Annotated in this window: 16 protein-coding genes and 1 pseudogene; 12 read left to right on the forward strand and 5 right to left on the reverse strand. The window is 58.3% G+C overall.

Annotated features, from left to right (window positions below; all coding sequences use genetic code 11):
• Positions 1–115: 115 nt before the first annotated feature.
• Together AC0L2B_RS17725 and AC0L2B_RS17730 are read left to right on the forward strand one after the other, a co-directional pair.
• The gene (locus AC0L2B_RS17725) at positions 116–631 is read left to right on the forward strand and encodes a hypothetical protein (RefSeq protein ID WP_473746276.1); all 516 of its coding nucleotides are present in this window, start codon (positions 116–118) and stop codon (positions 629–631) included.
• Positions 628–1,860, forward strand: a complete 1,233-nt coding sequence (locus AC0L2B_RS17730; RefSeq protein WP_473746277.1) for an HlyD family secretion protein — start codon at positions 628–630, stop codon at positions 1,858–1,860. The genes AC0L2B_RS17725 and AC0L2B_RS17730 overlap by 4 nt, the downstream gene beginning before the upstream one ends.
• A gap of 180 nt (positions 1,861–2,040) precedes the next feature.
• On the opposite strand, the pseudogene AC0L2B_RS17735 reads toward AC0L2B_RS17730, so the two are convergent.
• Positions 2,041–3,688: pseudogene (locus AC0L2B_RS17735) on the reverse strand (alpha/beta hydrolase).
• 324 nt (positions 3,689–4,012) lie between these two features.
• Between AC0L2B_RS17735 and AC0L2B_RS17740 the strand changes: the two are divergent.
• The gene (locus AC0L2B_RS17740) at positions 4,013–4,612 is read left to right on the forward strand and encodes a winged helix-turn-helix transcriptional regulator (protein ID WP_473746278.1); all 600 of its coding nucleotides are present in this window, start codon (positions 4,013–4,015) and stop codon (positions 4,610–4,612) included.
• On the opposite strand, the gene AC0L2B_RS17745 is transcribed toward AC0L2B_RS17740, so the two are convergent.
• On the reverse strand, positions 4,524–5,048 hold the full coding sequence (locus AC0L2B_RS17745; RefSeq protein WP_473746279.1) for a PTS sugar transporter subunit IIA: 525 nt from the start codon (positions 5,046–5,048) through the stop codon (positions 4,524–4,526). The two genes, AC0L2B_RS17740 and AC0L2B_RS17745, sit on opposite strands and share 89 nt — an antisense overlap.
• 355 nt (positions 5,049–5,403) lie before the next feature.
• On the opposite strand from AC0L2B_RS17745, the gene AC0L2B_RS17750 reads away from it, so the two are divergent.
• The 3 genes from AC0L2B_RS17750 (at position 5,404) to AC0L2B_RS17760 (ending at position 7,263) form a co-directional block, all read left to right on the forward strand.
• Complete coding sequence (locus AC0L2B_RS17750; RefSeq protein WP_473746349.1) at positions 5,404–5,817, forward strand: DUF5602 domain-containing protein; 414 nt, start codon at positions 5,404–5,406, stop codon at positions 5,815–5,817.
• Positions 5,814–6,338: a plastocyanin/azurin family copper-binding protein gene (locus AC0L2B_RS17755; protein ID WP_027153956.1), complete on the forward strand. Its 525-nt coding sequence runs from the start codon at positions 5,814–5,816 to the stop codon at positions 6,336–6,338. The genes AC0L2B_RS17750 and AC0L2B_RS17755 overlap by 4 nt, the downstream gene beginning before the upstream one ends.
• A gap of 106 nt (positions 6,339–6,444) precedes the next feature.
• On the forward strand, positions 6,445–7,263 hold the full coding sequence (locus AC0L2B_RS17760; RefSeq protein WP_473746280.1) for an ATP-binding protein: 819 nt from the start codon (positions 6,445–6,447) through the stop codon (positions 7,261–7,263).
• Positions 7,264–7,277: 14 nt separating this feature from the next.
• On the opposite strand, the gene AC0L2B_RS17765 is transcribed toward AC0L2B_RS17760, so the two are convergent.
• Entirely contained in the window at positions 7,278–8,129 is an 852-nt protein-coding gene (locus tag AC0L2B_RS17765) for a LysR family transcriptional regulator (protein WP_027153958.1), read from the reverse strand.
• Positions 8,130–8,291: 162 nt separating this feature from the next.
• Between AC0L2B_RS17765 and AC0L2B_RS17770 the strand changes: the two genes are divergently transcribed.
• Positions 8,292–8,588: a hypothetical protein gene (locus AC0L2B_RS17770; protein WP_473746281.1), complete on the forward strand. Its 297-nt coding sequence runs from the start codon at positions 8,292–8,294 to the stop codon at positions 8,586–8,588.
• A gap of 708 nt (positions 8,589–9,296) precedes the next feature.
• Here the strand turns inward: AC0L2B_RS17770 and AC0L2B_RS17775 are convergent.
• Positions 9,297–9,530: a hypothetical protein gene (locus AC0L2B_RS17775; protein ID WP_023801795.1), complete on the reverse strand. Its 234-nt coding sequence runs from the start codon at positions 9,528–9,530 to the stop codon at positions 9,297–9,299.
• A 162-nt stretch (positions 9,531–9,692) separates the two neighbouring features.
• The gene (locus AC0L2B_RS17780) at positions 9,693–9,917 is read right to left on the reverse strand and encodes a hypothetical protein (protein WP_473746282.1); all 225 of its coding nucleotides are present in this window, start codon (positions 9,915–9,917) and stop codon (positions 9,693–9,695) included.
• Between the two features lie 229 nt (positions 9,918–10,146).
• On the opposite strand from AC0L2B_RS17780, the gene AC0L2B_RS17785 reads away from it, so the two are divergent.
• The 5 genes from AC0L2B_RS17785 (at position 10,147) to AC0L2B_RS17805 (ending at position 15,412) form a co-directional block, all read left to right on the forward strand.
• The gene (locus AC0L2B_RS17785) at positions 10,147–11,289 is read left to right on the forward strand and encodes a helix-turn-helix domain-containing protein (RefSeq protein ID WP_473746283.1); all 1,143 of its coding nucleotides are present in this window, start codon (positions 10,147–10,149) and stop codon (positions 11,287–11,289) included.
• A gap of 574 nt (positions 11,290–11,863) precedes the next feature.
• A complete protein-coding gene (locus AC0L2B_RS17790) occupies positions 11,864–12,490 on the forward strand; it encodes an ATP-dependent DNA ligase (RefSeq protein WP_473746284.1) in 627 nt (208 codons plus the stop codon).
• Positions 12,491–12,636: 146 nt separating this feature from the next.
• Positions 12,637–12,855 carry a DUF3072 domain-containing protein gene (locus AC0L2B_RS17795; protein ID WP_473746285.1) on the forward strand — a complete coding sequence of 73 codons (219 nt, stop codon included), beginning with the start codon at positions 12,637–12,639 and terminating at the stop codon, positions 12,853–12,855.
• A 142-nt stretch (positions 12,856–12,997) separates the two neighbouring features.
• Positions 12,998–14,458, forward strand: coding sequence for a phospholipase D-like domain-containing protein (locus AC0L2B_RS17800; protein WP_473746286.1), 1,461 nt, complete (start codon positions 12,998–13,000; stop codon positions 14,456–14,458).
• 153 nt (positions 14,459–14,611) lie between these two features.
• Positions 14,612–15,412, forward strand: coding sequence for an endonuclease/exonuclease/phosphatase family protein (locus AC0L2B_RS17805; RefSeq protein WP_473746287.1), 801 nt, complete (start codon positions 14,612–14,614; stop codon positions 15,410–15,412).
• The last annotated feature ends 144 nt before the right edge of the window (positions 15,413–15,556 follow it).

A 15,556-nucleotide genomic window follows, 5' to 3' on the forward strand; every position in this document is an offset into this window, starting at 1 on the left:
GCCAGACCCGGCCACCAGTCCGTCGTCAGGCTTGCCCAGCAGAAAGCCGCCGCACAGGGTGGCGAACAGGAAGCGGTGATCATCAGGCAGCGCCTGATATTTTGGAGTGATGGCAATGTCCGAAGCGATGCATCCCCTAGCACCCCATCATCTGCCGGGCTTTATTGTGGCTCCGGGAGAGACCGATGTTCTCTTCACCGGAACGGTAATATTCATCATCGCGCTGCTCATGATGCTTGGCAGCCTGTATTTCTGGCTCCATTCGCTGCCTGAGCGCATCGCGCATGGGGCCAGCCAGGTCCAGTTTCAGTTGGTGGCGGTTCTGGCGTTGCTCGCGCTGTTCACTCACATCAATGTGTTCTGGGTTGCGGCATTGCTGCTTGCGATCGTTCCCATTCCCGACTTCTGGACGCCGTTGTCCACCATGGCTGAATCGCTTGCCAGGATGGCCGCCGACAGGCGCCAGGCGCCCGCACCTGCAGCATCTGCGCCGGAAGCAATTGCTGCGGGATCGCCGCTGTCGGTGAACGACGCGCCATTCTCCCAGGTGCGGGTTGTGGAGCTCGAGGCTCCATCCGCGCCACCCGACGACCAACACCGTGTTCCAGCAAATGAGGAGCGCCGGCCATGATCGAGTTACTGCTATGCTCAGTCGTGACGATCCTGCCCGATTTTCTCGTCCGGCGTTTTGTCCAGGGAAAGAGGATCGGACGTGAGATCACGCTCTATTCAGTGTGGTATGAACTCCGTTATGGCATAACCGCCTGCCTGGGACTCACCATCGTTCTCCTGACGCTGATCCTTTATTACCATCCATCGACAACCAGCGCGGTTTCTTTCTATCGCACGGTGCCCATTCTTCCCGAAGGCTCCGGCCGCGTTGAAGAGGTCTATGTGGGTCTCGGGGAAAAGGTGAAATCGGGACAGCGCCTCTTCAAGCTCGACAGTTCGACCCAGAAAGCCGCGCTTGAAACGGCGCGGCTGCGTGTGTCGGAGATAGATGCGGCGCTGGTGTTGGCGAAGACCGAGTTGGTGACGGCCGATGCCCGGATCCAGGAAGCGCGGAGCGCCTATCAGCAGGCCGTGGACGAACTCGCGACCAGAACCGACCTTCAGAGGCGAAACTCCGGTACGGTTGCGCAACGGGAGATCGAGAAACTTCAGAATATTGTCGATGGTCGCCAAGCCGCGGTGTCTGCCGTCCTGGCTGGCAAGCAGTCCGTCGAAGCCCAGATCGCTTCAGTACTGCCGGCGCAGAAAGCCAGCGCCGAGGCAGCACTTGCCCAGGCGCAGGTCGAACTGGACAAGACGGTCGTCTATGCGGGAGTGGACGGAACGCTCGAGCAGTTCACGCTGCGCAAGGGAGATATAGTCAATCCTATCATGCGGCCGGCGGGAGTGCTGGTTCCCGCGGAGGCAGGCAGGCGGGCGCTTGTGGCGGGCTTCGGCCAGTTGGAGGCGCAGGTCATGAAGGTAGGCATGGTTGCCGAGGCCACCTGCATCTCGATGCCGATGACCATCATCCCGATGGTTGTGACCGAGGTGCAGGATCTTATCGCAACCGGCCAGGTGCGCGCGTCGGATCAACTGATCGACGCTCAGCAAGTGGTCAGGCCCGGGACGATCACCGTGTTTCTGGAACCACTTTTCCAGGGTGGGTTCGAAGGCGTTCCGCCGGGAAGCAGCTGTATTGCCAATGCGTATACCAACAATCACGACCGGCTGTCCGAAGAAGGACTGAGCACCTCGAAATGGCTGTTTTTCCACGTCATAGACACGGTCGGGGTCGTGCACGCCGTCATCCTTCGAATTCAGGCGCTGCTCCTTCCGGTACAGACGCTTGTCCTCTCCGGGCACTGAGAACCACGTCGGCAGCGGCCTGCCGCCCCTTGCGAGATCGCCGACGTGGCGTTGAGGCCGATCACGGTGAAGAAGTAGACGAGCAGGATGTCGCGCGCCGTCAGGTCGAAATCGACCTTGATACCGGAGAAGCAATAGACCAGCCCAATCGCACCGCGACCCTTCGCCAGCCGCGCCCCTTCACCGCCGTCGCAAAAATTCCAGCTTCAGCCGGTCGATCTGCTCCGCGGTCCATCCCCCAACGTCAGTCACTTCGACCCAGGCATCGATGTAATGCTCCGGCGCATACACATGCCCGTGCCCCATCGGGGCCGTTGTGGCCATCGCCATGTCGACGGTGAGTTGGAGAAGCGTCACGATCGGATACCATTTGAGCTCGGGAGACACGTCGGAACCGCACGGCCCCGCCATCCATTCCGGCTGTCGGTACAGGGACCGGTAGTCGAAGAACGTCACCGGGTCGCTCGCATATTGAAGATAGACGATCCGCATCGGTCCCCAATGTGCGTCCGGGATCGCCAGGCCGTTCTCCTGGCTCGTGAACCGCACATACGACCCGTCCCTGAAGCGTGGCAGCCAGGCTGGCGATCCTCGCTCGCGGTCGTCGGTGACGGAACGCCAGACCCTGCTCGGAAATGGCGGGCCGCTCCAAAGTGCCCCCTGATACGGGTCGCCGATCACTTCGAACAACTCGGCGGATTGCTCGGAGCTCAAGGCGCCAAGGCTCAGCCCATGCAAATAGAGCCTGGGGCGCCTTTCCTTGGAAGCGTGGTCCAATGCGCGTAGATTTCCGCAAACAGGGTACGAATGGCCTCGGCGCCATAGCCGGGCTCGACCAGGAGGGACAGCCAGCTTGTGAGATACGAATACTGCATGGCGACGCTCGCGACGTCGCCGCCGTGGAGATATTCGACGGTGTCCATTGCAGCAGGGTCTATCCAACCGGTGCCTGTCGGCATCACCACGATCAGCACCGAGCGATCGAATCCGCCGACGCGCTTGAGCTCCTCGAGGGCGAGCTTTGCGCGCTCCTCGGCTGTCTCCGCAGACCGCAGTCCGACATAGACACGGATCGGCTCACGCGCATCCATCCCCAGGAACGCGCCTAAATCCTTGCTCGTCGGTCCGGTCGCGATGAACTCCCGTCCCGCCCTTCCTAGCTCGTCCCACTCGATCAGCGAGGTATCGCTTCCGGTCTTGCTGGGGTCGGCCGGCTGTTGGGTCTCGGGCTCGATTAGCTCATCGAATGCCTGGAAGGACGAATCCGCGGCATGGAGCGCAAACCTGAAGAAAACGCCGTTGACTACCGTCCAGAACAACGCAGCCGCAGCGCCATGCCGATCACGTATGACACGCGTTTCGGCACGATCCGGCCAAGCATTCGCGAGATGAACAGGAACGTGACCTGAAACAATCGCGCCAAGAGGATCAAGAGCACGAAGCTCAGCAACGCGATCAGACTGACCTTCAGGGGGTGCGCAGTCTCTACCGGCTCGAGCCTCATGAGCTTCCGGATCGAATTTTGCCATTCCGAAGCCTGCCAGAGAAAGGCGACGGCAACCAGGATGCAGGTGGCCGCAGCAACGAGTTTGATGGCCTGCAAGATGCGGCCCGTGGGCTTGGGCAACTCCAGATAGTCGGCCAGCCAGCGCCCGAACACGCCAGGCCCATATCCGGCCGCGAAAGAGCATCCGGACAGAACGCCTTGGGTCACAAACGTGCGTGGAAGCAGCGAAGGGGTGAGCGAGGCCGCAATGAAGAGTGTTCCGATCAGCAGGCCAGCGGCTGAGAAGGAACGCCAGAACCTGAAGATCCAGAATAGCCTCATTGGAGCGGCCACGTGCGATCGTTGCAGTGCTTCGAGGCAGCTTGCCGTGCAAGATACGTCGGCGCAACCCGCATGCGCGGGCGACGCCACGAACTCGATACCAATCTGGAGCAGTCTTTGTTCTGGAGCAGTCTTTCCAAACTTTAGGGGTGCGGTCGCTCGCCGTTCACCGCGCGTGTCAAAGGAGACTGAGCAGCGCGGCACGATGGCCGAGCTTCATCGTTTGTGGAGGTTAGAAACGGAGTTTGGAACAGAAAGGCCACAACTCACAAAGCTCAAGGATAACAAACGCTTACTGTATATCTGGCGATTCCGCGATGTGCGATGCTTGCCAGCGATGTGCGCGGAGGTGCGCTTGGATTACGCTACGGCCCCTTCCGGCCATCCTCTGTTAGGAGTGTTGCGCAGAACGACATTGGATGGAAACAGGTGGACAAACGGCCATGGCGGCATCACCTGACGACGCTGCTGCTGCTGCGCGCGGGCTATGCCTACGTGCCCTACAAGCTCGCTGGAGAGCGTGATCGAGCAGAACAAGGAAGTTATGACCTGTCGCTTCGGCGGACGCAGGGGACGATCCGGATGGATGCGCCGGACTGGAACCCATGGCTGGAGTTCTTCCTGCGAGCCTTGCAGAGCCAAAAACAGCACCTCGAGAAGAAGATGGAGCGCGAGCAGGTCATGCTCGCTGCGCTGCCGGAGTCATCGGTCCCGATCCTCGAACTGGCGAGTGAGCATGGCCGGGCTACGGTGGCCGAGACCGCGAGGGTCAGCGGCGCGAGCCGCAACACGATCAAGGACCATCTGAAGGCGCTGGTCGAGCAGGGCCATCTGACTAGGCATTGCTCAGGTGCCTGGACACCAGAACTCCAGGCTCGAAGCAGCAAGTATGCAAATTGGTGGAAATTGCCGGAACCGGCTTAGCTTCGAGAATCGCCAACGCCTCATCGGATGTCCGTGCCTGTCGGAGTCGCGCCCGAACCTGAGATGCCCGAAGCAGCCGGCATATTTGGGAAAGGGTAGGGAGGAAGGCGGACGTGGCAGAGGCTGGGCAAAGTATGGTGTAAATGAGGTCGACGGGATCGTCGTCCGGGCCGTCGAAATCGATAGGCTGAGCCAAACTTGTCAAAGACGCGGCAGGCGAAGAGATCATACCGAGCAGAGCGTGGGGGATCGCGACGCCACGACCGATGCCCGTCGAGCCGAGACACTCACGGTCGAAAAGACCACGGATAACCATCTGCTCGTCAAGCCCATTTCTCCGAGCAATCCTGATCGCAATTCTTGACAAGGCTGATTGCTTTCCCTTCGTCACAAGATCAAGCGAAATGTCTTCTTCTGACAGGATGGGGGAGATCATCAGGGTCAACCTCCGTGTCGATCCAGACGCGATCGCAAATGACGCGAACTCTCTCGCGTCCGGGCTAATGGCCCGTTTTGAGGCGTTTAGGCTCCCGCCGGAAATTGAGGCTGAAAATATTCATAGCAATTCAGAGGTAGTGGAAGATTTTTTGAAAATCAAGCAAAACAGGTACGGGCCTGACTAACAGAAATAATGCTTTTAAATGCCAGTTATTTTCGTTTGACGAACAGAACAGTCTCCTGCTTGCTAGCTGGGCGCGAACATGCCGTGTCAGAAAGTGAAAATCGAATATTTAGACGGACTTCCAGATCTTCAGCCGTCGCAATTTTTATTTCAACCAGGAGATGCCGTGATGAAAAAACTCGTCCTCGCAGTTGCCTTGACAGTGGGCAGTTCGCTTTGCGCCATGGCGGCGAATGAGGTCACCAAAGCTCCGCCAGCCGCTCCTTACGAACAGGTCAGCAACCTTGTGAAACTGCCCGACTTCCTGCCGGGCATGGGCCAACTTTTCGTCGATCCGACGACATTGCCTGCCGGACCATTCCTTGCCTATGACCACGATGGCGAGCTTGTCAGCACGATTTACATGCTGCCGATCAAAGACCTCAATCCGGACAAGCGTTTTGGCGACCTCGCTTCACCCGGCGGCAATGTCGACCATGTGGACGTCTACTACAATGCCGGCCATCCGGGGGTAGAAGAGCCGCATGTCCATGTCGTGCTGTGGCATGTTTCGGCGGCTGACGAGGCACAGGTCGCCAAATGACACTGACGCGTCGTGAGATACTGGGCGCTGGCGGCGGGCTCGCCGCCGCCCTTTCCCTCTCTTCTCTGGCCGTGTTGGGTGGCGAGATGATCGAAGTCAAGATGCAAGGGCGCGACGACGGTTCACACGTCTGGTTCGACCCGATAGGCATTCTGATCAAACCAGGACAGACGATCCGCTGGACCAATCTCAATCCCGGCAATTCGCACACGACGACGGCATACAATCCCACAAACTTCGAGCGGCCGCTCCGCATGCCCAAAGCGGCAAAATCTTGGGATTCTGACTATCTACTGCCCGACGAAAGCTTTTCGGTTACTTTCACCGAGCAGGGGGTCTATGATTATTACTGCATTCCGCATGAGCATGCTGGAATGGTCGGTCGTATCGTCGTCGGCGAGCCCGAGGCGCATGACTGGACGGAGCTAACCGGAGCGAAGGGAGACCTACCGGAAGAGGCCGTCAAGGCCTTTCCGATGGTCGAAGACATCATGACGAAAGGGATCGTGCGGCGCGCCTAGGCATGCGTGCAGGATGCGTGACACCAGCAACAGGAGAACCCAAACGACGATGCGAATGGGAGCCCGAGTTTCTGTTTGTCGTCAATGATCGATAGGGGCGACCATCATGACCGGCAGCGCGTTTCCATACGATAATGAAACACGAGCGAAGCGCGACGAGCGTCAGGTAGATATGCCTCTCGGTGCTCGGGCCGCAGCCCAACAACGTGAGCGTGCCACACATCAGCTTGCCGCCTTAGGCGAGATGACTGGCGGTATTGCCCATGATTTCAGAAACCTCCTGGCAGTCATCGGATCCGGCCTGAGGCTTGCCGAAATAAGAGCCGAGGAGCCCGAAAGCGTGAGGACCTACATTGCTGCAGCGCGGCAGGGAATCGATCGAGGTATCGAACTGACGTCACTGGTACTGGCCTTCGCAAAACATCAGGAACTCGAAATCCACGCTGGCAATTTGAATGAATTCCTCAGGTCTTTTGAGCCTTTCCTGAGATATGGCGCAGGCCCCGATGTCCGCGTCAAGCTGGAGCTTGGTTCCGATATCCCGAACTGCTTGATCGACCCGGCGCTGTTCGACTCTGCAGTGCTTAATCTCGTAATGAACGCACGAGATGCGATGCCAAGTGGCGGGGAGATCCGCGTCACCACTGAGCGATTGGTGCAGACGGCCCCGACGCCTGACCTGCCCGGGCCCGAAACCTACGCATGCGTTCGCGTCAAGGACGATGGTTGCGGCATGGCTCCGGAAGTCTTGCGAAAGGTGTTTGATCCTTTCTTCACGACGAAGGGTGAGAAGGGCACCGGGATAGGGATGTTGCAAGTGCAGGCATTGGCGCAAATGGTTGGTGGTCGGATCCGGATAAAGAGTGAGCGAGGGATTGGAACAACGGTCGACCTTCTGTTCCCGTCAATCCAAGCGGACCTTTAGACGCCCAACAACTCCTACAATTTGATGTCGGCGCTCGCGACGGAATGCAATCCTGCCAGGGCAGGACCTACCACGCTCTCGTCCGCACTTGCGGATTGCACCGCGTAAACCGGATAGGAGAACTGCGGCATTTCAGGCACAAGGTGCAGCCGGCCGGCCTCCATGTGAGGCCGCACAGAACTCATCCTGAAATATCCAGAGCCGCCAGTCGCAAGAACATAGCTCAGTGCGAGCGGACCGAGATCGAAAGAAAGATCCGGCGCAGCACTCGGGAAATTCATCCCGTGGTGAAGTTCAAAATCCGGCCCCCAATCCATATAAACATAATCGGATTCGTCCAGGAGGCGCGCTTCGGAATTGGTCGTCACGAGGACGAGTTTTTCCTCCAGAAGCAGATCGATCTTCAAACCCGGTCTGTGGGGGGGCGCGTACATGATAGCCAAGTCGACCATTCCTGACGCGACCTGATTGATCAAATCCTTCGGCACATCGACGTGTACTCGAAGTGCAATATCCTGAAGCGACCCGCGCATCCATCGGACCCAATCGAGCAGAAGAGGTTGCGCTAGGCTGACTTCGCTGCCGACCGTCAGAACAGCTCGACGTCCCGGGGGCACGGCAACCTGGTGAAGGGTGCGTTGCCATAGTTGGACGAACATCGGGGCGTGGCGCAGAAATTGCTCACCGGCCGGGGTGAGAGAAGCTCCGCCTTTGTGGCGAACAAAAAGCGCGCGGCCCAATTGCTGCTCGAGGTTGCGAATCCGTGCGCTTACGGTCGTCTGGGCGACATTCAAGCGCTCCGATGCCCGAATGAAACTCCCTGTCGAAACGATCTCGATGAAAGTCCGGGCGAGTTCAATATCCATAAAACATATAGCATAAAAATTGCGTTTAAATGTCAATCAATTTCGTTTGCTAGATAGCTAGTCAGAGCAATAGGCTTCGAGATTATCCACCGAGCTCTGCGCTGAATGCTGCGCAGCGCCGGTGGGAGGGAGCGCAAGCAAATGACCGACAGGAGTTCGACCATGTCCCCAGTGCAGCAGGAACTTATCGTCACCAGTGGTTTGCGCACGGTTGCACCCGCCCGGCACCATTCAAAGGTCGTGAAATTCATCAGCGAGGTCGCTAAGGAGGCGGCCAACGATGCACCGACCTCGGTTGAGATCTTCTCTGACAGCGGCCACTGGTATTGTCGGGTTCGCCGCGGCCATGAAAAGACCCGGCCGATGGGTCCCTATACCAAACAACAGGCCGAGCGGATCCAAGAAGCTCGGAGAATGTCGATCGCAGAAAGAGGAACCTCTCGGATCATGTTCGATTAAGCGAGGATCTCACGATCACGCCGGCCTGACGGCAAAATCCACTGGCACGCGGAACGATTCCGAGGGTGAGCCCATCAGTGGAACATCCCTTCTGTCCGCATGCTGGTTTGTGAGCGCGTCGTGCGCTTAAGACAGGAGAAAGGAATACGAAACGAATCGTTTTGACCTCGGCCGTGTTGGCGCTTTCCGCCGGCCTTTCCTTTGCCCAGACGACGAGCGGAACTTCTGGCGAGACCTCCACGACCACAACCACGACCACGCTTTATCTGCCGGGCTTTCTAACCCGGCCAGTTGCCGGTGGGCCTTTTCTTTAGCGAGACCCACCACCAGGGGCATCGACCTTTTGCATCTGGTCCGCGTCACCGCCATTGGCGACGCGTTTCCGGATCGTCTTATCGCAATGCCCCTTGGGCGGCTAATAGCCTGTACTTTTCGAAGATCGCCAGCTTCTGCGGATAGGTGATCCGTACCTTGGCGTTGCACCCGTCGCATCTGAAGTGCGCGATCGTTCTTGCGCAGAGCCCTTCCTTACCGCCGGATGCGAGCAATTCGGACAATCGAATGTGAGCGCAACATCAGACAAGTCTTGGGCTAAACCCATTTCCATCTCCTTCGCAAGCGCTGTGGCTCTGGCGGGACTCAATGGGGCAATGCAGATGCCAATCCGGCGGTGCTAACGCGAACAATTCGTCAGGGAAAGCCGCCAAGCTAGTGCGCCTTCTCTGCGCCCTTTGAGAGACGAAGAGACCTCAATTCATCCAGCAGTTCGCGCTCCTTGGTCGTAATGTTTCGGAAGATTGCGACAATCGCCACCGCTAAGGCCTCGGCATCCCGGCTTGAAGAGTCCATGTGTTCATCTGCGCAAACCTGATCGAACACGCGTTCGCAAATAGCCAGATCATGAGGGCTGAGGCAGGTGCGATTGAAACGCCGACGCAGCATCTGTGCGAACCTTTCAGGGCCTGTTGTCAGTGTTTGCGGCGGACTTTTTTTGCCGATGAACCGCTGAGGCGTGATTGGAATAAGTTTACTCGCTGACTGATGATTGGTCTTTCGATAGTCCCAAAATCAACGCGCAATCGCGAGCTCTATACTGTCCAGCAATCATAAGTTGTCGGTAATATCGCAGTTTTTTTTCTGGGACATGAAATCCGCGCCGAAATCCGCCGGCTCTTTCGGAGTTCGTGTGCAACCGAGTTTACTGGCGGTGACTTTCAAACTCGCCAGTGAGCATTCGACCTTGGCTGCAATATCTTTCAAAGGTTCGTTATTAAAATATCCATCAAGAATTATCTTGCGACGAGCTTCTGTTTTGAGGTTTGCGTTCATTTCGTTGCCTCCTCAACTACGCTTTCACCGTGCCAGACTCTATACGCACCACGTTGAAGAGTGTCGTTATCGTCGCATCCAGAAACTTATCTCGGAATGCATTTCTTGGTGTAACCCAGCGTGATGGCGCTCTGTGGACTCGCGTTCCGCTGGTCTTGCCAGATGGCTGTGATACACCACATGATTGCGGTGGCGATGGGCATACCGGAATCGGATACGGCACTACGCGATGGACGCTAAGAGGCAGGACAAGGCGCTTGCGAGCCAGGCGCTTGAGCGCGATCGACGTCGTTGGCCGCGCGAAGCTCAACCTTACAATGAGGCTGCCCCGTCACTTGCGCCGGCGCTCGAACCTTTGCCCTTTTCGACGCTCGAACTGGCGCCAGAAGATCAATTCGTCGCTTGGCAGGCGCATATGGCTCCGCTTGTCGAGATCAAATTGCCGGATGACAAATCGCTCGACGATGGCTTTCCCGCCGACCACACGGCTTGGAACCTCGGCGGCATGCTGATCGTTCAACAGCGCGCACCGGCACATAGTTATATGCGTTCTGCTGCGAAGCTTCGGTCCAGTTCGATCGATCACTGGTATATCGCTTTGCCGCATACTGGCCGGTCGTGGACGGAGGTCGATCGCCGCGTAGCGGAAAACCAGCCGGGCAAATTGGAGATTAGATCGCTTGGCTACCCGTTTCGGGGGAGGGCAACGGAATCCCAAAGTCTCTTTCTCTATTTGCCGCGTGATTTGTTCGCCGATGCGGCGGCAACCCTGGACGCAAAGAATAATTCAATTCTGTCCGGCAACTTTGCCAACCTTTTGCTCGACTACCTCAAGAACATCGAAGCAAGACTGCGCAGTCTCACGGCTGACGATCTGCCCCGCATCGTGCACGCAACACGCAGCATGATCATTGCCTGCCTCTCGCCCCCGGCAGAACATGCCGCGGCCACCGAACAATTGGTGAGTGTCGCGCTGATGGAGCGAGCCCGTCGATACGTCCACAACAATCTGGATGCGGCTCATCTGACGCCGGATTCAATGTGCCGGGCGCTCGGCGTCTCGCGCTCTCGTCTTTATCAGTTGTTCGAACCGAGCGGTGGTGTTCTCCACTACATACAAAGTCGCCGACTTCTGGCAGCCCATGTTGCGCTTAGCAATCCGGCGGACAGCCGGCGCATTGTTAATATTGCCGAAGCCGTCGGGTTTAGTTCAGCGGCTAATTTCAGCCGAGCTTTTAGCAAGGAATTCGGCTACAGCCCCCGCGAAGTCCGAAGCTCCGTGGTGTTACCGCGCCCCGCCCACTCTGTTTCGCATGCCGGACACGAGGAGGCCTCTTCCTTTGAACATTGGCTCAAAGCGCTCGGAAGCTGAGTACAGGATCGGGAATGGTTGAAGTGGGGCGGGCTTAAAACAGGGCGGGGAAGATCAGTCGCCTCATGGACCAGAATATTTTCGTGTCGCGTTCACCGCGCCATCAATTATAGCCGATCCCCGATTTATCAACCGACTGTTCATCGATGTCGCCGCGCATCACAGCGGAGCATACATTGCAACTACGCAGCATAAGACACTTGTTGAGACCGCGAGTCGTATGTTTGCCAAGTCAAGAAACAAAGAGATAGAGCGGTTCTGCGGTTCCTTGAAATGACGAACCGCTCTAGCCCGGATTATCTCACCAGCAAAGGGCTGCGTAGGCTGGCGGCGATCCCGGACAGCAATTAGCCGGTCGGGAACGAAGAGCGCCGCGCCGAGCAAGATATGTACGCCGGGATAAGTATTAGGATGCAAAGCTAACGACAGATCGGCTTCGTGCGTAGATGCTTGCAATGCTTGGCGGGGGCTCGGCGGCTTGGCGGGGGCTCGGCACAGGTGGCAGGCATCATGTTGGGGAGATGTCGTGCTGCCTGTGCCGATAGCCGCCGCTGCGCGGTCAAAGGTGGCGTCATTGAGTAAGCGTGCCAAGGTCGTTGGCGGCCGGCTGGAGTTTCTTCCGCCGCAGATCCCGACTCGGGTCGAGCGGCCGCCTGAAGGTGAGGGCTGGGTCCACGAGGCCAATCTCGACGGCTATCGAACCCAGATCATCATCGATAATGCCGGTGTGCGTCTTTACAGCAAGAACGGCCGCGACTGGACCACGAAATACTGGCCCATCGCACTAGCCGTCGATCTGCCATGCCGGACTGCCATTCTCGACGGCGAAGTCATTGTTCCCGGCGAGCAGGGCGCTTTCGATTGCCCTGCGCTGGAAGCGGCGATCTGGAACGAGCCGAACCGGCTGGTGTTCGTCGCGTTCGATATCCTCCATCTCGACGGCCACGATCTAGGCTCCTTGCCGCTGCTGCAGCGCAAGCAGGCGCTGTGGCAACTGGTTGAGCCTGGCCTCGGCAAGATCCAATACAGTGAGCATTTCGAGGGCAGCGCGCTGGCGCTCTTCCGCACCGTCGAGAAGATCGGGCTCAATGGAATTATCTCGAAGCGCGCCGACAGCCGCTACAGGAGCGGACTGTCGAGCACATGGCTGAAGGCCAAAAAATTCGAAGAAGCCGACTCCCCAATTGGGGGTCGTTTATGAGCCAGGCACGGCTCCAATGCCCTGATCACTGCTCACGGGCGTCCTCACCGATTTGAGGCCTACGCGGCCGGACGCGACCCGCAGACTAATCTGGCGGAACAAATCATGATCATTCTCATTGTGGTGATCATCAAGGGAGATTGATCATGGGTGACCGGCACAACCCAAAAATCGAGGCACCGGCAAATGTCGAAAAGGACCCGGAAGATTGGATCAGCGGAGATGATCCCATGACCCCCGCACAAGCCTCCTATTTGAAAACTTTGGCGGAACAGGCCGACGACCCTGACGCCTATGCTGACGGCCTCAGCAAGGTGGAAGCCTCTAAACGCATCGATGCACTCCGGGAGAAGTTAGGCCTGTAGTGCCCGCTCGTGGCTGTTGGCCTCCGGCGACGGGGGCCGTTCCATCGAACCAGATAGCGGCTCTGTCCAGTTTGTTACCGTGGTCTGACGCCGGGAATGAGTTGCATTGCGTTCTGCAACCGCTCGCTGGATAGTCTTGGCGATGTTGCAGACCTTGATGACTCATTGGCCCCAGGTCCTCGCGATCATCCCGGTGGTGATGGCGGCCATCGGCATCGTCCACGCCATAATGACGAAGGAAGACGTCCGCGCCGCCACAGGTTGGGTCGGCGTGATGTTCCTGTCGCCATTCCTCGGCGCGATCATCTACGCCGTTGCCGGCATAAACCGCATCCGTCGTGCAACGATCAGCGCCATGCGGCCCCTTTCCAGTGAGGCGGATTCCGCAAAACATGAGCGCAACGTTGCCGCCGAGGAACTGATTGCGGAGCGGTACGGCCAACGCTTCACCGGCCTGAAGACATTGGGCGACAGGGTGGCCCGGCGTGCCCTGACCTCGGGAAACGCGATTGCGATATTGGAGACAGGTGACGAGGCCTATACCGCAATGTGCCGAGCGATTGATGGCGCTCAACGCACTATCCTTCTCGAGACCTACATCTTCGACAATGACGATGTCGGGCGGCTTTTCGTGGAATCTCTCGCCGGAGCCGTCCAGCGGGGTGTCAGCGTTCGCGTGCTGATCGATGCAGTCGGGGCGCGTTACTCCGTCCCCAGCATTCTAGGGCGCCTGCGACAGGCAGGAATCCCAGCAGACCTCTTCAACGGCAACATTGTCATGGGCCTGCGTCTTCCCTACGCCAACCTCAGAACGCACCGGAAGATCCTGGTCGTCGATGGCACGATTGCGTTCACCGGAGGGATGAACATCCGAAAGGGATTCTCAGCCGAGTTCGCCGGCTCCTCCAGCGCGAGGGACACGCATTTTCAGGTCACCGGGCCGGTCGTAGCGGACCTTTTTTCGGTTGCCGCCGAAGATTGGCGCTTCGTGAGCGGCGAGTTCCTGAAAGGCGACACCTGGCAAGTGGCCACGCTTCCCGCGGCTCCCGGTCAACCAATGCTGGCGCGGGCGGTTGCATCCGGGCCGGATGCCAGCATCGAAACGAACCACAACTTGCTGATCGGGGCGTTTTCCGTCGCCCGCAAATCGATCCGCATCATGTCGCCCTATTTCCTGCCGGATCGGGAACTGATCAGCGCGCTGACGACCGCAGCCAGGCGAGGCGTCGAGATCGACATCGTGGTACCGGCGATGAACAATCTTTTCCTTATTGACCGGGCGATGACGGCGCAATTCGATCAGGTCCTGAAGCACTATTGCCGCGTATGGCGCACGCAGGGCTCGTTCGATCATTCGAAGCTGCTGTCGGTCGATGGAGTTTGGGCTTTTATAGGATCCTCCAATCTTGATGCCCGGTCCCTGCGGCTGAATTTTGAGATTGATGTAGAGGTTCTTGATGCAGGCTTTGCCGCGGAGATTGAAGCGCGGATCGGATCGGCAATCGCCTCCGCCGCGTCTGTAACGATCGAAACCTTGAGAGCCCGGCCATTCATCGTCCGCCTGTTCGACCGAGTGTTGTGGCTGGGATCGCCCTACCTTTAGAGGCTTTCTCGTTCTGCCCGGGGCAATTCGGGCGACGCAGCCATCGCTCCTTTCGAGCGCCGCATCTCGTCAGGGCAGGAAGCAGCGATTGCAGATCCTGTTTGAGTGAGACAAAGCTAAGTCTTGAAGGTGGTGAGGACGAGCAGCAGACTCATGCAAAGAACTGGACATAGCTTTCCTGCAAGTGTGCTCAAATCCATTCGCGACAGAAAAAAGCAGAAGGCGAACGCTGCGCCGTCCGAAGGGACACGCCCCGCGGGGACTCTGGTCGCATCTTACAATGTTCACAAATGCGTGGGCGTCGACAGAAAGTTCGATCCCGAACGAATCGGTCGCGTCATCCGGGAAATCGGCCCGGATGTCATTGCGTTGCAGGAAGCGGACAATCGCTTTGGAGATCGTGCCGGCCTTCTGGATCTGCTGCGTCTCGAATTGGAAACAGGCCTGGTGCCGGTGCCGGTGTCCGGAAACGGCAAAGGACACGGCTGGCACGGCAACGTTCTGCTTTTCAAACGGGGCATCGTTCGCAATGTCCATCAGATAAAGCTCCCGGGGTTGGAGCCGCGCGGAGCCCTGGTTGCCGAAATCGATCTGGACGAGAAACGAACTCTGCGCATTATCGCAGCCCATCTCGGCTTGCTGCGCCGATCGCGCTCCGAACAGGCCCGTGTCGTGCTCGAAATCATGAACAGACCGGACGAAAAACCAACACTGCTGCTCGGCGATTTGAACGAATGGCGACTCGGAAACCGTTCCGCGCTGAATACGCTGCACACGACTTTCGGTCCCGCGCCACCGGCGGTCCCCACCTTTCCATCGAGTCTGCCGCTGCTGTCGCTCGACCGGATCATGGCAAATCGACACGGAATGATCTCATCCGTCGAAGCCCATGACACGCCGCTTTCGCGGGTCGCCTCCGATCATCTACCGCTTATAGGATTCGTTCGCCTGTGATGGTGCTGCCCAGCCCCATGGATGGCGATCGGTTCAAAGGGAAGCTCTAGCCGGACTGGCGGAGCGGGGCGGCCCAGCGGCTTTGGTTGCGGAGGAGGTCGCTGGGCCTGGCGAGCCTTCGGGGGCGTGCTCCACTTGGCTGAT

The sequence above is a fragment of the Mesorhizobium sp. WSM4815 genome (assembly GCF_055811575.1).